This is a genomic window from Ketobacter sp. MCCC 1A13808 (assembly GCF_009746715.1).
GTDB lineage: Bacteria > Pseudomonadota > Gammaproteobacteria > Pseudomonadales > Ketobacteraceae > Ketobacter.
The window spans coordinates 45,762-63,684 of the sequence record NZ_VRKW01000014.1; the positions used below are offsets into that span (position 1 = coordinate 45,762).

The 17,923-nt window shown below is 51.7% G+C and carries 16 protein-coding genes; 8 read left to right on the plus strand and 8 right to left on the minus strand.

Features of this window, described 5'->3' with window-relative positions:
- Window positions 1-2 precede the first annotated feature (2 nt).
- Window positions 3-893 (plus strand): LysR substrate-binding domain-containing protein, encoded by an 891-nt coding sequence (locus tag FT643_RS19245; protein WP_198043707.1) that lies wholly within the window; start codon window positions 3-5, stop codon window positions 891-893.
- On the opposite strand, the gene FT643_RS19250 is transcribed toward FT643_RS19245, so the two are convergent.
- Entirely contained in the window at window positions 872-1,804 is a 933-nt protein-coding gene (locus FT643_RS19250; protein ID WP_198043708.1) for an alpha/beta fold hydrolase, read from the minus strand. The genes FT643_RS19245 and FT643_RS19250 overlap by 22 nt on opposite strands.
- 164 nt (window positions 1,805-1,968) lie before the next feature.
- On the opposite strand from FT643_RS19250, the gene FT643_RS19255 reads away from it, so the two are divergent.
- The 3 genes from FT643_RS19255 to FT643_RS19265 are packed head-to-tail and all read left to right on the plus strand — an operon-like array spanning window position 1,969 to window position 3,605.
- Window positions 1,969-2,106 (plus strand): acyl-CoA dehydrogenase family protein, encoded by a 138-nt coding sequence (locus FT643_RS19255; RefSeq protein WP_156873051.1) that lies wholly within the window; start codon window positions 1,969-1,971, stop codon window positions 2,104-2,106.
- Complete coding sequence (locus FT643_RS19260) at window positions 2,106-2,780, plus strand: GntR family transcriptional regulator (RefSeq protein ID WP_156873052.1); 675 nt, start codon at window positions 2,106-2,108, stop codon at window positions 2,778-2,780. Before FT643_RS19255 ends, FT643_RS19260 begins: the two co-directional genes overlap by 1 nt.
- Before the next feature lie 30 nt (window positions 2,781-2,810).
- Window positions 2,811-3,605 carry an SDR family oxidoreductase gene (locus FT643_RS19265; protein WP_156873053.1) on the plus strand — a complete coding sequence of 265 codons (795 nt, stop codon included), beginning with the start codon at window positions 2,811-2,813 and terminating at the stop codon, window positions 3,603-3,605.
- Between the two features lie 12 nt (window positions 3,606-3,617).
- Here the strand turns inward: FT643_RS19265 and FT643_RS19270 are convergent, their stop codons facing one another.
- The 6 genes from FT643_RS19270 to def all read right to left on the minus strand — a co-directional run bounded on the left by FT643_RS19270 (window position 3,618) and on the right by def (window position 10,568).
- The gene (locus tag FT643_RS19270; protein WP_156873054.1) at window positions 3,618-4,607 is read right to left on the minus strand and encodes a sensor domain-containing diguanylate cyclase; all 990 of its coding nucleotides are present in this window, start codon (window positions 4,605-4,607) and stop codon (window positions 3,618-3,620) included.
- 161 nt (window positions 4,608-4,768) lie between these two features.
- Entirely contained in the window at window positions 4,769-6,220 is a 1,452-nt protein-coding gene (locus FT643_RS19275; protein ID WP_156873055.1) for a TrkH family potassium uptake protein, read from the minus strand.
- A gap of 58 nt (window positions 6,221-6,278) precedes the next feature.
- Window positions 6,279-7,655, minus strand: coding sequence for a Trk system potassium transporter TrkA (trkA, locus tag FT643_RS19280; RefSeq protein ID WP_156873056.1), 1,377 nt, complete (start codon window positions 7,653-7,655; stop codon window positions 6,279-6,281).
- 55 nt (window positions 7,656-7,710) lie between these two features.
- Window positions 7,711-9,045 (minus strand): 16S rRNA (cytosine(967)-C(5))-methyltransferase RsmB, encoded by a 1,335-nt coding sequence (gene rsmB / locus FT643_RS19285; protein ID WP_156873057.1) that lies wholly within the window; start codon window positions 9,043-9,045, stop codon window positions 7,711-7,713.
- Entirely contained in the window at window positions 9,042-9,989 is a 948-nt protein-coding gene (gene fmt, locus FT643_RS19290; protein ID WP_317622079.1) for a methionyl-tRNA formyltransferase, read from the minus strand. Before fmt ends, rsmB begins: the two co-directional genes overlap by 4 nt.
- Window positions 9,990-10,055: 66 nt before the next feature.
- Window positions 10,056-10,568: a peptide deformylase gene (def, locus tag FT643_RS19295; RefSeq protein ID WP_156873059.1), complete on the minus strand. Its 513-nt coding sequence runs from the start codon at window positions 10,566-10,568 to the stop codon at window positions 10,056-10,058.
- Between the two features lie 253 nt (window positions 10,569-10,821).
- On the opposite strand from def, the gene FT643_RS19300 reads away from it, so the two are divergent.
- Window positions 10,822-11,865, plus strand: coding sequence for a LysM peptidoglycan-binding domain-containing protein (locus FT643_RS19300; protein WP_156873060.1), 1,044 nt, complete (start codon window positions 10,822-10,824; stop codon window positions 11,863-11,865).
- Between the two features lie 265 nt (window positions 11,866-12,130).
- Here FT643_RS19300 and FT643_RS19305 read toward each other — a convergent pair whose 3' ends face one another.
- Window positions 12,131-12,961, minus strand: coding sequence for a mechanosensitive ion channel family protein (locus tag FT643_RS19305; protein WP_156873061.1), 831 nt, complete (start codon window positions 12,959-12,961; stop codon window positions 12,131-12,133).
- Window positions 12,962-13,082: 121 nt separating this feature from the next.
- Here FT643_RS19305 and FT643_RS19310 point away from each other — a divergent pair, with 121 nt between their 5' ends.
- The 3 genes from FT643_RS19310 to dprA all read left to right on the plus strand — a co-directional run bounded on the left by FT643_RS19310 (window position 13,083) and on the right by dprA (window position 17,904).
- Window positions 13,083-14,330: a retropepsin-like aspartic protease gene (locus tag FT643_RS19310; protein WP_198043709.1), complete on the plus strand. Its 1,248-nt coding sequence runs from the start codon at window positions 13,083-13,085 to the stop codon at window positions 14,328-14,330.
- Between the two features lie 123 nt (window positions 14,331-14,453).
- A complete protein-coding gene (locus FT643_RS19315; RefSeq protein WP_156873063.1) occupies window positions 14,454-16,697 on the plus strand; it encodes a putative bifunctional diguanylate cyclase/phosphodiesterase in 2,244 nt (747 codons plus the stop codon).
- 76 nt (window positions 16,698-16,773) lie between these two features.
- Window positions 16,774-17,904 carry a DNA-processing protein DprA gene (gene dprA / locus FT643_RS19320; protein WP_156873064.1) on the plus strand — a complete coding sequence of 377 codons (1,131 nt, stop codon included), beginning with the start codon at window positions 16,774-16,776 and terminating at the stop codon, window positions 17,902-17,904.
- Window positions 17,905-17,923 lie beyond the last annotated feature (19 nt).

Sequence of the window (17,923 nt, forward strand, 5' to 3'; positions counted from 1 at the left end):
GGATGCCATTACCCTCTTCCCTGAATACATTACGGACCTTCTCTGTTGCGGCAAAGCATTTGAGCTTTAAAGCCGCGGCCGATGAGCTGTGTTTGTCGCCGTCGGCGGTGAGCAGGCAGATTGCGGGGCTGGAGGACCAGATAGGCTGTAAATTGTTTCAGCGCCAGGTTCGTGGATTAGCATTAACACCCGAGGGAACCAAATTAAGTGCAACGCTGGAATCTGTTTTCGATCAGTTGCACAGCACGCTGGAAATTATCAGCCCGCACAATAAAAGTAAAAGTGAGCCACTGGTGATCAGTGCTCAGCCTTACTTTGCTAATCATTGGTTGTTACCGAGGCTGCATAGATTTAAACATCAATACCCGAATGTTTCATTACAGTTTGAATCAGAGTTAACGTATAAACCGTTTGATGCCAATAAAATAGACGGTTGCTTTCGCTTTACGCCACCGATAGATAAAGGGCTTCATGTAAAAAAACTGTTTCGACAGTTTGCAGTTCCTGTGGCTGCACCGGTGTTGTTGAACAAGTCAGACTGGAACGGCGATCTGCGATGTCTTTCCGCCTTTAATTGGTGTCATACCCTGTCGCAACCTGATTTGTGGCAACAATGGACGGACGCCTGGGGGCTACCCAATCTGCTTGCAAATGAAAATATGTTTTTCGATGATGCAGATACGGCTTTGCAAGCTGCAAAAAATGGTATCGGTGTGGCAATGGCGGCCTGGCCGTTAGTCGAAGCAACCGTAACAGCCGGACATTTGGTCAGGCTGTCAGATTGCCATCCACAACTTTATTCAGATTATTATTTCATTTGTGCCAAATCGAATCATGACTCTCGACTGCAATTATTTATCAACTGGTTGAATCAGGAAATGGCCGTGGAGTGAACACCGGAGTTCACCAGCAATTGGTCAATTAGTCGGGAAAATTGCTGTGGGTATTCCAGTTCCGGAAAATGACCTGCGCCCGGAATGGCCTGAACCCGTATATCGTCCGAGTACAAGCGAATGGTGTTGAAATCCGTTTTACGATGGGATCGATCCTGATCGCCGTAGATCATCATAGCCGGTTGTGTAATGCCGCCTAATTCAGGGCTTTTCTGCGGCAGACTGCTTTGCAATGCCGAGGCCAGACAATAACAGCCGCCTTTGTGTAATTGATTGGTAATATGCGGCCTGGCCTGTTCGGTAAACGCCGGAGTATTCGATGCATAGCCGAGCCAATCGCGGGCGACTTTTTGTTGCGTCGCTTTCATCAGCAGTTGTCCGATCCCCGGTGTGCGTAATAATGATTTCGGATCCAGCCGTTGCTTCCAATGTTGTTCCTGCTGCCAATCGGGCGCCTGCATCATAGCGATATGAGACACCAGCGCAGGATAACGTTGTGCCAGTGCCAGTGAAAAAAAGGCCGACGCACAAGGGAAAGCGAGAACGTACGGCCCGCTTCGCCAATGCATTAGTACATTGGCCAGGTCATCCACGCAGTGATCAAAAGCAAAATCGAAGTTGTGTTTCGGAAAGGAATAGCCAAAACCGGGCAGCTCAAGCACGCTGATCCGGTAACGGGGGCTGAGTTCACGGATTAAAGAATCATAGCACTCCAGGGTCACCGGTGGATCGGCGGCAAACACCAGATGGAATTGACCTCGTCCGGCAGTGCGGTAACGCAAATAATGATGGTCGAACTCTGATAGGTGATAGCCCTCGTGTAGTTGTTTACGCAATGATTTGAGTCGCCATTTAGCGTTTATATGTGCGGGGATATTGTCGATCAGTCGGGAGCTAAATCGGGAAAGCATGGGCGCTGTCCTGTTGCGGTTGGCAGAGGGCTCCATTGTTCAGTCTTATCCGCTCTGCCTCAAACGACGATATTGCATGTGTGGTTGCGTTCAGTGCATTCATCCGTGGATGAAACCCGCCGCCAGATTGTATACAATCCACTCTCTTCTCAGAGGGAATCACTATGTCAGACAACACACTCAATCCGCAGGAACGGGAACTGTTTCGGGACAATTTCCGTAAGTTTCCCGCCAAAGAGGTCGAACCCCATTATCAGCAGTGGGAGAAAGATGAGATATTCCCCCGCGAGCTGTGGCGATAATGCAGGGCAGTAAATCTACCCGTGGCCTGAATGTGACTGAAACCCTGCGCGAACAATTGCTGCAAGGCGAATTCGCGCCCAACAGCCGGCTACAGGAAACAGCCTTAGCCGAACGTATGCGGGTATCGCGCACACCGATACGGGAAGCATTGCGGGTCCTGGCGCGGGATGGATTGTTGGATTACGAACCTAATTGCGGGTACAGCGTGCGGGAGTTTTCCCTGGAGGATATTCTCAGCGCCTTTCGTGTACGATCGGTTCTTGAAGGCCTGGGATGTCGGCTGATTGCAGAACGGGGAATGTCTGCGGCGCTGGATACCACCCTTAAAACGGCGTTGAGCGATGGCGAGTCGATGCTGGCAAAAGGTGATGTGGCGGCAGCGGATCTGGTGCAATGGCGGGAAATGAATAAATCCTTTCATCTGGCGATTTTACTGGAAACTCAAAATGACTTACTGATCCGCTTTGCCAGGTCGTCGCGCAATATCCCGATCGTGTTTAACGGGTCTTTCAAATGGTATTCCATGCGTGCTTTTCAGCGGGCACAGGACCATCACCTGGCAATTTATATGGCGATGAAGAATCAGCAGGCGGAGCGCGCGGATTTTATGATGCAGGAGCATGTGTTGCATGCCGCGGAGATTCTGAAAACTCATTACAAACCGAATAGTTAATCTGACCCGAAAGGAAGGGAGCATTTTTCAATGAGCGAATCAATTTTTTCAATCAAAGGTAAAGTGGCGTTGGTCACCGGTGGCACCAGCGGCATCGGCTATATGATTGCAGAGGGTTTGGTAAAACACGGTGCCAAAGTGTATGTGGCATCGCGTAAAGCGGATGCTTGTGCGAAAACCGCCGAAGCCTTGTCTGAGTTCGGTGAATGCATCGGGATTGCGGCGGATTTGTCTACGGAACAGGGTTGCCTGGATTTGGTGGCTCAATTGCAGGAACGGGAGCCGAAGCTGCACGTTTTAGTCAACAACGCCGGTGTGACCTGGGGTGCGAAGCTGGAAGAATACCCGGCGGAAGCCTGGGACAAAATCCAGAACCTGAATGTGAAATCCGCCTTTGTGATGACGCAAAAATTATTACCGATGCTGGAAGCGGCCGGCAACGAAGCGGATCCTGCCCGTGTGATTAATATCACCTCGGTGGCCGGACAAGTTACAGCCAGTATGCTCGCCTATGCCTATGGGCCGAGCAAAGCAGCGCTTAATCACTTAACCAAAATTCTGGCCGGAGAACTGGCCGCCCGCTGCATCACCGTAAATGCCATTGCGCCGGGTGTATTCCCCAGCCGTATGACCAAATTTGCGATGAAGGATGAGGCATCGGTGCAAGCGCAGAACGAGGCAGTACCGCTGAAACGAATGGGGCAGCCGCAGGATATGGAAGGGTTAGCTGTTTTTCTGTCATCGCCCGCGTCCGCTTATATTACCGGCAGTGTAATCTGTCTGGACGGCGGTACTTCGGTCAAGTCACCGGAGGTGGTGCAGTAAGCGGTCTTGAATTCAACCGGCATCGGATTGGGCGGCGTGATGAAGATTCTTTTCCCGATACATAATCTCGTCCACTTCCGATACCATCTTATCAATGTTGATAAGCTCCGTTGCACCATATAGGCGGCTGCCGATGCTGGCACTAAGCTCGATATTTTCCAGCTCACCGACACACAAACTGCTAAGCTCGGTACGAATACGCTCGGTGAGTTTTATCAACGCCTGTTGATCCTGTGCCAGCATCACCACCACAAACTCATCGCCTCCGATACGCCCCGCTACATCACTTTCACGCAGGACATTACGCACAGCAGTGGACAGTGCGCAGATCGCTTTGTCACCAATGCGGTGGCCATGCTGATCATTGATGGCTTTCAGGTTATCCAGATCCATATACAGGACACCGACATTTTGATTCAGCCGTTGCGCTAAGCGGATGTGTTTTTCAGCCTGAATAAAAAAACCACGCCGGTTCAGTAATCGGCTCAACTCATCTTTGGTGGACAGTTCCAGTAATTGTAGAAACTGATTGTTCAGCATTAAGTCGGCTTCGACAATATCCCGGAATTGCCAGATCAATTCCTGAAATGCTTTGTTGTAATGGGTGACCGCAAAATCCACCACGCAAATTGCACCAAAACACGAACCATCAGGCCAGTAAATGGGAACCCCCAGATAAGAGTTCACATTGTGATCCTGCACCACTGGATTTTGTTTCCACAACTTGGAGTTGGTAGCGTGGTTCACATAGAGTTGTTCGCAGCTGTTGACGACTGCCTGACTGAACAGAGATTCACTGTGTGCAAATTCTTTTCCCGCCGGGTAGGGATTAATGGGAGAGCTGCTGCTGATGACAATTTGCAGGCCACGCGAAGTGTGCTGAATTATGTAGGCCGCCGGGGCTTCATAAAGTTTAGCGATGAGATCAACGGTGGTTTGCCATTTCTTTTTGGAAATCATCGGATTCTGTTGTTCAAGAATCCACTCGTCACGATTGAACATAGCCGATGATACTTATGGGTAGTTGAATGTACTTTCAGTATAGACAGCGATTTCTGCGATTTGCTTACTGGCGGGATAAAATGTGAAAAAATTACAGAAAGCCGTTAATTCTATAGGGTAATAAACGGGCCCGCGTTGGGAAAAACCAAACGAGCGGTTGCTTAGTGACGCCAAAACATGGGGGTGAAGAGCACCAATAACGTGAATATTTCCAGCCGGCCCAATAGCATGGCGAAACACAAAATCCACTTGGCGGTGTCGCTGATGTTGCCGTAATGCAGAGCAACTTCACCCAGGCCCGGCCCTAAATTGTTCATACACGCTGCCACCGCTGAAAACCCGGTCACAAAGTCCAGACCGGTAGCGAGCATAGATAAAAACAACACGCAGAAACTAATGAGATAGATGCCGAAGAAACCCCATACCGCTTCAATCACCCGATCGGGGACGGCTTTGTTGGATAATTTAATCACCATCACCGCGTTCGGGTGAATCAATCGGCGCATTTCCCGTAAGCCTTGTTTGAACATCAAAAACACGCGAATGGCTTTAATGCCGCCACCGGTGGAACCGGCGCAGGCACCGATAAAGCTGCCCATTAACAGTGCAGTTGCCAGCATCGGATGCCAAGTGGAGAAGTCGGCGATGCCATAACCCGTGGTGGTTGCAATGGACACGGTTTGAAATAGTGCATGACGCAATGAAACCCAGAACTGACTGAATTCACTGGTGATCAGTAAGCCGATAAACACCAGCGCGCTGATCAATAACAGCACCGTAATATAAAAACGTAATTCAGGGTCGGTCAGATAGGTGTCAAGTCTTCGCCGTCGCCAGGCCAGGAAATGCAACCCGAAATTGACACCGGCCAGTAACATAAACACCACGGTGATCATTTCAAGCGCGGCACTGTCGTAATAACCGATGCTGGCGTTGTGGGTTGAAAAGCCGCCAATCGCTACGGTAGAAAAACTGTGGGCAATGGCATCAAATGCACTCATACCACAGAGCCAGTACGCCAAGCCGCAGGCGATGGTGAGAGAAACGTAAATGTACCAGAGGGCTTTTGCGGTTTCGGTGATGCGGGGCGTGAGTTTGTTGTCTTTTATCGGGCCGGGTGCTTCGGCGCGATATAACTGCATGCCCCCGACGCCCAGCATGGGCAGAATGGCTACCGCAAGAACGATTATTCCCATACCGCCGAACCATTGCAGTTGCTGGCGATAAAATAAAACCGATTTTGGCAATGCATCGATATTGGCCACCACGGTTGCCCCGGTGGTGGTTAAGCCGGAAATGGATTCAAACACGGCATCCGTCGGACTCATACCGGGGTGCTCTCCCAACATCAAGGGGATAGCGCCGAAGCAACCCAATACCGTCCAGAACAACACCACGATTACAAAACCATCGCGTACCCGCAATTCCTGTTTCTGGTTCTGCACCGGTAACCAGCACAGCAGGCCGGACACCAAAGTAATGATAAACGCTGACAGGAATTGTTTTTCTCCGCCGTCGTTATACAGCAACGCCACCATCGCCGGTATCAACATGGTGCTGCTATAGACCATTAGCAGCATGCCCAATATGCGAAGAATCACGGCTGGATGCATGGTTAGATTCTCAATTCCCGATTAAAACAATTATTTTGCAGATCGTGATACCTGCTCATCAAAAAAAGGTAATTCCCACCTGGAAAAGCCGTTCCACATCTTGAATCCGGCGTTTATCCACCAGGAACAGCACGACGTGATCATCGGACTCCACCACAATATCATCGTGAGCGATGAGCACCTGATCGTTACGGATAATAGCGCCGATGGTGGTGCCTTCCGGCAGATCAATATCGCCGATGGCTTTGCCTACGACTTTGGAAGATTTTTCGTCACCGTGGGCGATGGCTTCAATGGCTTCCGCCGCACCCCTGCGCAGGGAGTGTACGCTGGCCACATCCCCTCGTCGCACATGAGTCAACAAACTGCCGATGGTGGCTTGCTGTGGCGAAATAGCGATATCAATGTCACCGCCCTGCACCAGATCCACATAGGCCGGGTTGTTGATCAGCGTCATCACCTTACGTGCCCCTAACCGTTTGGCGAGCATCGATGACATTATGTTGGCTTCGTCGTCATTGGTAACGGCAATAAAGATGTCCGTGTCTTCCACGCTTTCTTCGAGTAACAAATCCTGGTCCGAGGCATTCCCACGAATGACAATGGTTTTGTTGAGCTTTTCAGCCAGAAAGGTGCAACGTTCGATGCTGCGTTCAATGATTTTAACCTGATAGCGCCCTTCCAGCGCATCGCACAGGCGCTCACCGATATTGCCGCCGCCTGCGATTATGATTTTTTTGTAGTTGTGTTCCAGCCCGCGTAGTTCACTCATCACCGCCCGGATGTGATTTTTGGCGGCAATAAAGAACACTTCATCGTCGGCTTCTATTACCGTGGTGCCTTCTGGAATAATGGGCCGGTCGCGGCGGAAAATCGCTGCAACCCGAGTATCCACCGAGGGCATATGCTGACGAAGGTAGCGCAGTTCACGTCCCACCAGTGGGCCGTTGAAGTAGGCTTTCACCGCCACCAGTTGCAGCTTTCCTTCGGCAAAATCCAGTACCTGCAGTGCGCCGGGGTGCTCAATTAATCGGGTAATGTGGTTCGTCACCACTTGCTCAGGAGAAATAATGACGTCGATGGGAAACGCTTCATTTCCGAACAAGCCGCTGGCTTTGGAAAGATAACTGGCGGAACGCACGCGGGCGATTTTGGTGGGCGTTCGGTGCAGTGAATAGGCCACCTGGCAGGCGACCATGTTGACTTCATCGCTGTTGGTGACCGCAATCAGCATGTCGGCGTCGTCGGCCCCGGCCTGGCGCAGCACATAGGGAAAGGACGCTTTGCCGGTGATGGTGCGAATATCGTATCGGTCCTGCAATTCGTGCAGGCGCTCGGAATCCGTATCAACAACGGTAATATCGTTATGTTCACTCGCCAGGTTAGCAGCGAGTGTGCCACCGACCTGGCCAGCACCGAGAATTATGATTTTCATATTCGCCCGTCTCGTTCACGTGGTGCCCAATCCTATCATGATAGGCGTTCGTGGTTCAGTGTCCTTGTGCTTCGCGCATCAAATGCGCGTAATAAAATCCGTCGTGTGCTTTTTCGTTGGCAAACAACTGGCGTCCGATACCGGCATCCTGACCCCAATCGGCGTCAATTTTGATTTCGTGAGCGAGCGGTTCATGCGCCAGAAACAGTTGCACCACGCGGTTGTTTTCCTGGGGTAAAGCCGAGCAAGTGGCGTACAACAAACTGCCACCCGGCTTTAATAAGTTAAAGGCAACGTTTAATAAGCGTAATTGAGTCTCAGCCAATTGCCGAATGTCGGCGCGTTTGCGTAGCCACTTAATATCCGGATGACGGCGGATAACCCCGGTGGCTGAGCAGGGTGCATCCAGCAGAATGCGGTCAAAAAGGCCCGCCCCGGCGTTGTATTGTTGCAGATCAGAATGCACCAGGGTGGCCCGCAATTGCAGCCGGGTCAGATTTTCCTGAACCCGTTGCAGGCGTGTGTTGTCCACATCCAGTGCCACCAGTTCCGACAACGCCGGTTGCAGCTCCAGTATATGTCCGGTTTTTCCGCCCGGTGCCGCGCAGGCGTCCAGTATCCGGTCGCCGGGTTGCGGTGCTAACAGCAGTGCGCTTAACTGAGCCGCTTCATCCTGCACCGAAACATGGCCCTCGCTGAATCCCGGCAGTTCCAGTACATCCACCGGTTGTTGCAGATACACGGCACTGTCGGCGAATTCGCCGGCCCGGGCTTTAATCTGTTTTTCATTCAGGCGAGCCAGATAAGCGTCGCGGCTGCCGTGCAATCGATTCACCCGCAGGCACATGGGGCCGGGTTCGTTGTTGGCCTGCAGAATCTTTTCCGCCTGTGCCGGCCAGGCGGACGTAAGTGCATCCACCAGCCATTTCGGGTGCGCAGTGCTAATGGCCAGGTTATCCGGCAATGTGTTTTCCAGGTTGCTTTTGTTGCGTTGTGCCTGGCGCAGCATGCCATTGAGGACTTTCACGGCCCAGGGTTTATTAAGTTGACGGCAGGCTTCCACGGTTTCCGAGATGGCAGCGTGATCCGGCACCCGCAGATAGAGCATCTGATACAGGCCGAGTAATAGTAAGGCATGCAAATCCGCATCCCGGGATTTGAACGGCTGACGGATAAACGGTGTGGCGACTTTATCCAGTCGCGTATACCAGCGGCACACGCCGAAACACAGTTCCTGCAACAGCCCTTGATCCTTGTCTTTCTCCGCTACCGCCGGCAGCAGATCCGATAGCGAGCGGGGATGCAGGTTCTGGCGATTCAGCGGCAGCACCTGCACCAGGATCTGAGCCGCCAGGGCGCGGGTATTAAGGTCGGTTGCCGCGTTACTCAATGCAATTGTTTCCCCGCCACCAGCCAATCCCCTTTCGAATTCAACAAGGCCTCCACGGTCAGGCGTTTACCGCCGCTGAACTGGAGTTCCTGCAAGCGCAATACGCCTTCTCCCGTCGCCACATCGATGCCTTCTTTGCACACGTTCACTAAGGTGCCGGCGGCGGACGTGGTGGTGCCTGCAATCAGTGCGGATTGCCAAACGCGCACCCGCTCACCCTCCAGCTCGGTATGGGCGACGGGCCAGGGATTAAAAGCCCGGATACGGTTATGCAGTTCTGTCGCAGATAACCGCCAATCCAACCTGGCATCATCCTTACTGAGTTTGTGAGCGTAGTTCGCCAGGTCATGAGGCTGCGGTTCAGGTGATAGCTGACCGGTTGCCACGAGATCGAGACAGTGCACCAACGCTTTCGCACCCAGGCCAGCCAGACGGTCGTGCAGGCTGCCACCAGTGTCCTCCGGTTGTATGTGAGTGTTCACTTTAAGCAGCATGTCACCGGTATCGAGCCCCACATCCATCTGCATTATGGTGACACCGGATTCGACGTCACCGGCGGCGATGGCCCGCTGAATCGGGGCAGCACCCCGCCAGCGCGGCAGCAGCGAGGCATGCACGTTGATGCAACCCAGGCGCGGGGTTTCCAGCACCGCTTTCGGCAGCAGTAAGCCGTAAGCCACCACGACCATCAGATCGGCTTTTAAGTCATCCAGTTGCTGCAGGGTTTGCTCTGGTTTGAAATTCAATGGTTGGTACACCGGAATACCCTGTTGCCGGGCCAGGGCTTTGACCGGGCTCGGGGTCAGTTTGCGTCCACGGCCGGCGGGTCGGTCGGGTTGGGTATAACAGGCAATGACCTGATGCGGTGAGTCCAGAATCGCCTGTAGCGAGCTGGCGGCAAAGTCCGGGGTGCCGGCAAATATTATTTTTAACGGGGATGTCACTGGTCGGGTTCCTGTGCTGCGCAGAGGCGTTGGATGAATAAGGGTAAGTTGGCAGAGTGACGCACGTTAGCGTACTCTTACCCGCTCTTTCTGCTCTTTTACCAGCTTTTTCCGGATTCGCTCGCGTTTTAGTTTGGATATGTGGTCAACAAACAGTTTGCCATCCAAGTGATCAAGTTCGTGTTGGATGCAGGTCGAGAGCAGGCCGTCACACTCCATTTCATAGGGGTTCCCGTCGCGATCAAGGGCCTTTAGCAGAATCTTTTCCGCGCGTGTGACGGTTTCGTAGTGACCAGGCACGGACAGACAGCCTTCATCGTAATCCTGTTCGCCTTCCAGGATTTCAAATTCCGGATTGATCAGAATCAGGGGGGAGTCTTTTTCTTCACTGACATCGATTACCACTATGCGTTGGTGCACATTAACCTGTGTCGCCGCCAGGCCGATGCCGGGCGCTTGGTACATCGTCTGCAACATATCGTCGGTCAGTTTGCGTATTTTTTCATCAACTTTTGTGACCGGTTTGGCCTTTGTACGCAGACGAGGGTCAGGAAATTCGAGAATATCCAGTATTGCCATCTTGAGAATGCCACTTTTCTAGTATAACTGTAGATTATGTTGCTAAGATTATGATCATACAGGATTTGCTTTGTCTGTTTATTCCAATGTTGTCTACACTGAAAGGCAAACGTCGCAAAACACGGCACTGTAAAAGCGATTAAAGCGTCTATAGTAAAATGTAGGTCAAAATCGGCGCGCCGATGTTTGCCAGTTCCCGTATGTGAAAATGCGCCTGATAGCAGGCTTTGATAATGATAAAGGGATTCTCACAATGATGAAATCATTTCTCAGGCTGGTCGGTGGCTGTTTGCTCGGTGTCGCCATGCAAGCCTCGGCAGTGGAATTGAAACCGGGGCATCCCGATGTCTACCCGGTGAAGCAGGGAGATACCCTTTGGGACATATCAAATGCGTTCCTTAGTGATCCCTGGTTGTGGCCAGAATTGTGGCAGGTTAATCCGCAGATTGATAATCCCCACCTGATCTATCCTGGCGATCTGATTAAGCTGGTTTACATCGACGGCCAACCGGTTCTGCAAGTTGAACGGGGTCCGATGGTGTTCAAAAAGGGTGACTCCATTAAGTTGACCCCTCAAGTGCGGAGTGAACCCCTGGCATCGGTTATTCCGGCTATTCCCCTAGAACATATCCAAAGTTTCCTCAAAGACAACCGGGTAATGACCGAAGAAGAAATCATGGCGTCCCCTTATATTCTGGCGGGTGACGAGCAGCATATTGTGATGGGGCTGCATGATTATATGTACGCACGGGGTGACTGGTCAGAAGCGCACCAGGTGTATGGCATCTATCGCAAAGGGCAAGCCTATCAGGATCCGAAAACCAAGGAAGTGCTGGGTTTTGCGGCGTTGGATATGGGTATGGCGCGCTACGAAAAACACGAAGACGAAGTGGCGCGGTTCAAAATTACCAACTCCAAAGAGGATATTCGCCCCGGTGATCGCCTGATTCCCACCGAAGAGCGTAAAGTGGATTCCGTGTTCTATCCCAAAGCCCCAAACGGGGAGGTGGATGCCAATATTCTGAGTGTGTTCAGTGGCGTACGGAATGTCAGCCAATACGATGTGGTGGTGATGAATTACGGTGAGCGTGACGGCGCGTTAGTGGGTGATGTGCTGGCGGTTATGAATAAAGGCGAGGTGGTGAAAGACCGCATTACTCAGGAGCTGGTTAAGTTGCCCGACGAACGCCGCGGTATTCTGATGGTATTCCGGACCTTCGATAAAGTCAGCTACGGTCTGATTCTGCGTGCCGAGGCACCGCTGAAAGTGGGTGATACGGTCAAACGTCCCGACTGAGTAGCGTCCGCTCTGGTTTGTTACCAACTGCAAAAAATCCCCCGCTTTGTCGGGGGATTTTTTTATGCCTCCAGACAACACACTTTGCAAGCCCTGCGGTAATTTGACTTAGGTTGATACCCTAACGGGCCAGGGCCGGGAAAGCGGCGCCTGCATCTTAAGTGAGATGGTGGCAGACGGTATCGGGGAATTAAATTTGCCGCTCAACCTGCATCGCCTATACCCTGGGTTTGGTATTGCATTTTTAACGAACGTGATTCCGGTCCTAATTGGCCGGAATCATATGTACATCGCGCTGCGGGAACGGAATGGAAATGTTTGCTGCATCCAATGCCGGTTTAATTTGTTTATTAATTGCGAAGCGTAATGGCCAGTAATGCTCTGTCTTGCACCAGGCCCGTACTGTGAGATTAATAGAGCTGTCACCGTAATCGGTTACGCCCACAAAGGGCGGTGGATCGGCCAATACCCTCTCGTCTTGCTTCATCATATCAATCAGCGCCTTTTCGGCGTCATCGAATTCGGTGTTGTAGCTCACTCCCACCGCCAGATCGATGCGGCGTGTTTCATCCCGTGTGTAGTTCACCAGATTGCCGTTTGCTAGCGGTCCGTTCGGCAATACAACGTGTTTATGATCCTGTGTAATCAGGAAGGTGTAGAACACATCCACTGCCTCTACCGTGCCTTCTTCGCCATTGGCTTTGATATAATCACCGACCTTATAAGGTTTAAATATCAGTATTAAAACCCCGCCTGCAAAATTCGACAGGCTGCCCTGCAATGCTAACCCAACGGCCAGACCGGCGGCACCCAGCATGGCAATAAAGGACGTGGTTTGCACGCCGATCATGGACACAACGGAAATGAGTAAGCAGAATTTGAGTAGCAGAGACAGAATGCTGGAAAGCCATTTACGCAGGGATATATCAAAATCCCGTTTCTCCAGAACGTATTCTATTGCTTTGCTTATTGCGCCGATAATCCATAAGCCGACGATAAGGGTAATCAACGCCAACAGTACTTTCGGCGCGTACAGCATGACCATTTCGGTTGCTTTATCTATGAGTGAGTTAAGGTCTATTCTGTCCAGATCCATCGCGTGCCTCTTTATTTTATTGTCGTTAGTCGTGCCCAGGCTTTAGGCTGTGCCATACTTAGATGCCATGATTATGCAGGGATTGCAATTAGGGTCGCGACCCAAGTATAGGATATCGGTAATGGAACCAACGCAACAAAATCAATCTGCATCGAATTGGCACCGCTGGGTCAAGCGAGGGCTTATTCTTTTGTTGGTTTTTGCGTCAGGTTGGTGGGCTGCGTGGACCTTTCCGGGCTTGCAACCGTACGCAGCCGGATCCAATGTCGGCTCCTCATATAGCGGTGATCAAGCTGTGGAGAATGGCGCGGTATCCGCAAGCAATCAATCCAATAGGCTGCGCCACGGAATAGAGCAAAATCGATTTCAGAGGTTATTGACTGGCAACCGGATTGAAGCGGTTATCGGCTTTTTGGATTCGCTTCCGGCGGACGCTTCTGAAATGGTTTGGGCCGAACCATTGTTACAGCAGCATCTTTTGCATCTGATGCAGAAACAGCAATGGAAAGATCTGGATGCCTGGATCGAGGCATTGTTGCAGATGAACGGAGACAATACCCTATATCAGGATCTTGCCGTGGATTCTGCACTGGTTCGCGGCGACCGTTTGGCCGCGATAACGGAGCTTTTTATCGCTTATGATTCGGCGCTGGGTGAACAGCGTCGGCAAGCATGCAGGCAGCGCATTGACACATTGTTGCTGAATGCGTTTCAAGAGGCGCAGTCAGAAACACCGGACACTTTAAATCAAAATCAGTCGTTGATAGAGCTGCTGCGTTTTGCATTAGAAAAACAGCCGGACTATCCACCGTTTGGTTTAATGATGGCGGATGCGTTAGCGCAGTCCGGAGAATTAAATGAGGCCCTGTATCAGGTGCAGTTGCTCCCGTATAGCGAAGCGCATCAGGCACAGGTGGACGCCAGAATTTTGCAACTGGAACAAGCCATTGCCAACCGCGATCGTAGCCGCAGTGGTATACCCTTGTATCGCAACGCCGACCACTTTGTGGTGAAAGTCGTTTTTGATGGTCGGGTGGAGCTTGAGCTTATGATTGATACCGGCGCCAGTATTACTGCGTTGACGCCTTCCGCCATCGCCCGCTTGCAGGGGGGCACTAATCTCATCGATACGGGGCAACGTTTACAGGTGCATACCGCCAACGGTCAAGTGGCGGCATCGCTGTTCACAATTGATTCCATGCAGATTGAAGATCAGGTGCAACACGACGTTAATATTATCGAAGTAAACCTGAGTAACGATGAAGTGGATGGTTTGCTGGGTATGAACTTTCTGGGTCGGTATGCCTTCTCGATTGATCAGAATATGGCACGGCTGTACCTGGCCGAAAGCCGGGTAAACGGGCGTTAGCCCGGCCCGGAATAGGAACGGCGGTTACAGTTCGTTAACAGTTAACAGTATCTGTAACAGCGGCGTGTAAATTCATATCATCGTCTATACTGAGATTTGCATAGTTGATTTGCCTCAGAGTATATGTCGAATACATTCACATCACCGGTCATTGCTGCGTCCAACCCTTTGGTGGACACCTATATAGCTCTTTCAAAGTCGGAGCTAATTTGGAAAGCGAACCTGAACAGTGCCTTAAGTCATATTGCCCGTACTTGTGCCGGTGTGATGGATGTAGAGCGCGTTAGTGTTTGGCAGTTGAATAGCAGCCAAACCGAGTTAGTTTGCCTGTGTCTGTTTCAGGGTGACGGTAATGCAATTGAGCAAGGTGTGGTGTTGGCCTCAAGTGAATACCCCCGTTATTTTAGCGCGTTGGCAGCGGAGCGTGTAATTGACGCGAACCAGGCGCAAACGGATTCCCGTACCAATGAGTTCAGCGATGCTTACCTGCGACCGCTGGACATTCAATCTATGTTGGACGCCACATTGCGGTCGGAAGGGCATACCCAAGGCGTCTTGTGTTTTGAGCAGCAGGTGCGCCATCGCGACTGGAGTGATGAAGAGAAAATATTTGCTGCCTCGATAGCCGATATGATCTCGCAGCTGATGATGCTGAATTCCTATCGTGACCGGGAATTGCGTTTTCGCACCTTGTTTGAAGGCACGCTGGATGCTGTGATGGTGATCCGCGATTTTGAAATTTGCGAGTGCAACCCTTCGATGTTGACGATGTTCGGCTCCTCCCGTGAACAACTGATGGACTCGTCACTGTCAAAGTTGTCGCCACTGTCGCAGCCGGATGGGCGACATTCCGAGCACCAGATTGAAACCAGAATCAAAGCCGCACTGAACGGCACCCGGCAGCAATTTGAATGGAATTTTCATCGCATGGATGGAACCTCGTTTCATGCCGAAGTGGGTTTAAACTTTTTGCAGCTCGGGGATATGAAATGCGTATTGGGTACGATTCGGGATGTCAGCGACCGCAAGCAGGCAGAAGCCGCGTTGGTCGAATCGCAAAAACAGTTGGCTTTTCGAACCAGTCACGATGCCTTAACCGAATTACCGAATCGCGATTCTTTGCATGAGAACGGCGCCAGTCTGTTGATCGATGCAAAGCGGTCCGGACAAAACGTCGCTGTACTATTGCTGGATCTGAATCGGTTTAAAGACGTCAACGATACCCTGGGGCATCGGATTGGCGATTTTATTTTGCAGAAGGTGGCGCGCAGATTGCTGACGGCGTTGCAGAAAAGCAATACCAAATCCCAGTTATATCGTCTGGGTGGTGACGAGTTCGCCGTGATCCAATACGGCATCGTCGATCAGCAATCGATAATGGCGTTGGTCAGCACGGTCAACAAAGAGCTGAAGATGCCGATGGAAGTCGAGGGCATGTTTCTTGAAATGGGTGCGAGCATTGGCGTTGCTCTGTATCCGGAGCACGGGGATTCCAGCCATGCTTTGCTGCGTTGCGCAGATGTGGCGATGTATCACGCCAAGACCCACGGTGAAACCTGCAGTTTTTACAGTAACGAACTGGATTCTCACAGCACCCGCCGGTTAACCATGCTGGCTGATCTGGGTACGGCCATTCGTGAAAACCAGCTGCAACTTTATTACCAACCCCGTATCGATATTAAAACCGGCGCCTGTAACGGCTGCGAAGCACTGTTACGATGGGATCATCCGCTGCACGGCATGGTGCCGCCGGCGGATTTTATTCCGTTGGCAGAAATGACGGAAATTATACATCCACTGAGTTTGTGGGTGCTGACTTCGGCCATGAAACAAATTCGTAGCTGGATGGACCAGGGCAAGGAGATTGCGATTGCGGTGAACCTGTCAGCGCGAAATCTGATAGACATCCATTGCCCATCGCAAGTAAAAAGCCTGCTTGAAGAATTCGACGTACCCCATCGCTTACTTGAAATTGAAATTACCGAAAGCGCATTGATTACCGACCCACATCGCGCCATGCAAGTGGTGGAGGAATTTCATAAGTTGGGTATTCATCTGGCCATTGATGATTTCGGTACCGGATATTCGTCCATGAGTTACCTGAAGCGATTGCCGATCCAAACACTGAAAATTGATCGTTCATTCGTGAAAGATATGTTGTCAGATGATGCCGATGCGGTAATCGTTCGTTCCACCATCGGGCTGGCCCACAGCTTCGGTTTGAATGTGGTGGCTGAAGGGGTGGAAGATGAGCCGACCCTGATGGTGCTGCGTAATCTGCAATGCGAACAGGCGCAAGGCTACCATATTTGTCGACCGGTTCCCGTTGCTGACTTTGATGCCTGGTACGACGCCCGTCTGAATTAAGAATTTTCTGTGAATTTTTTAAGTTGATACTGTCTGTATAGCATCATTCGGGACTTGATTTGCGTGAAGGATCACCATGTTTCTAGAAGAGCTACCTTATTGGCTTGCGCTATGGCGCATTAAAGGCATCGGCTCCAGCCATTTCCGTCTTATTACTGAACGTTTTGGCAGCATGCTGACGTTTTTCTCACAAACACCGGACCAATTACGGTTGATGGGTTTCAAACAGGCCCAGTGCGCCCAAATTACCGGTTTTCAGGCGGGCACGGAGCGGCGTCTCGGTGCTGGAGTCAGTGCAGACCTGGACTGGCAGGACGCCAGCAACCAGCATCATATTCTGACCTGGGCCAGTGACGATTACCCGCCTTTGTTGCGTGAAATCGCCGGTGCCCCGCCGGTGCTGTTTGTCCGCGGCGACGTGGCGAGCCTGACAATGCCGCAGATTGCGATTGTCGGCAGTCGCCATTGCAGTCGCAAAGGGCGCAAATTGGCAGAGGATTTTGCGGAGTGTTTTTCCGCCCATGGTTTTATCACCACCAGTGGGCTGGCGTTGGGCATCGACGCTGCAGCGCACACCGGCGCCCTCAAAAGTGGTGGTCAGACCATTGCGGTTTTAGCCCATGGGCTCGACACTCTTTACCCTGCGCGCAACAGGGTATTGGGCGAGGGTATACCCGCTCAGGGGGCGCTGGTGTCCGAATTTCCCATCGGCGTGCAACCGCGCCCTGAGTTCTTCCCCCGTCGAAACCGTATTATCAGCGGGCTCAGTCTGGGTGTGCTGGTGGTGGAGGCGGCGCTCAAAAGCGGTTCATTGATTACGGCTAATGAGGCGGTCGATCAGGGACGGGAAGTGTTTGCGATTCCGGGTTCAATACACGATCCGCTGGTAAAAGGCTGCCATGCGCTGATCCGCAACGGTGCCAAGCTGGTGGAAACCGCAGACCAGATCGTAGAAGAGCTGATGCCATTATTAGGTTATGTTCATCAACAGAGTCTTTTTCCTCTGCAAGCAGACGAAATGGCTCATAAGTTCGATAAAAGTTCACCAGAAGGCCGCTTGTTGGCCGCACTGCAATTCGATGCTGCCAATGTGGACCAACTTGTCGGTCTCACCGGGATGTCGGTAGCGGATGTCAATTCTACCCTGATTATGTTGGAGCTGGAGGGGGTAGTGGCGCAGGAACAAGGCGGTTATAGCCGCATCTGACTTGCAACCGGACGCCAGC

Excerpts from the sequence above, each read along its gene's own strand:
- FT643_RS19305 (WP_156873061.1), bottom strand. The coding sequence starts at position 12,961 with ATGGATCTGGACAGAATAGACCTTAACTCACTCATAGATAAAGCAACC.
- FT643_RS19275 (WP_156873055.1), bottom strand. The coding sequence starts at position 6,220 with ATGCATCCAGCCGTGATTCTTCGCATATTGGGCATGCTGCTAATGGTC.
- FT643_RS19260 (WP_156873052.1), top strand. The coding sequence starts at position 2,106 with ATGCAGGGCAGTAAATCTACCCGTGGCCTGAATGTGACTGAAACCCTG.
- FT643_RS19265 (WP_156873053.1), top strand. The coding sequence starts at position 2,811 with ATGAGCGAATCAATTTTTTCAATCAAAGGTAAAGTGGCGTTGGTCACC.
- def (WP_156873059.1), bottom strand. The coding sequence starts at position 10,568 with ATGGCAATACTGGATATTCTCGAATTTCCTGACCCTCGTCTGCGTACA.
- FT643_RS19250 (WP_198043708.1), bottom strand. The coding sequence starts at position 1,804 with ATGCTTTCCCGATTTAGCTCCCGACTGATCGACAATATCCCCGCACAT.
- trkA (WP_156873056.1), bottom strand. The coding sequence starts at position 7,655 with ATGAAAATCATAATTCTCGGTGCTGGCCAGGTCGGTGGCACACTCGCT.
- FT643_RS19300 (WP_156873060.1), top strand. The coding sequence starts at position 10,822 with ATGATGAAATCATTTCTCAGGCTGGTCGGTGGCTGTTTGCTCGGTGTC.
- FT643_RS19315 (WP_156873063.1), top strand. The coding sequence starts at position 14,454 with ATGTCGAATACATTCACATCACCGGTCATTGCTGCGTCCAACCCTTTG.
- dprA (WP_156873064.1), top strand. The coding sequence starts at position 16,774 with ATGTTTCTAGAAGAGCTACCTTATTGGCTTGCGCTATGGCGCATTAAA.
- FT643_RS19310 (WP_198043709.1), top strand. The coding sequence starts at position 13,083 with ATGGAACCAACGCAACAAAATCAATCTGCATCGAATTGGCACCGCTGG.
- FT643_RS19245 (WP_198043707.1), top strand. The coding sequence starts at position 3 with ATGCCATTACCCTCTTCCCTGAATACATTACGGACCTTCTCTGTTGCG.
- FT643_RS19255 (WP_156873051.1), top strand. The coding sequence starts at position 1,969 with ATGTCAGACAACACACTCAATCCGCAGGAACGGGAACTGTTTCGGGAC.
- FT643_RS19270 (WP_156873054.1), bottom strand. The coding sequence starts at position 4,607 with ATGTTCAATCGTGACGAGTGGATTCTTGAACAACAGAATCCGATGATT.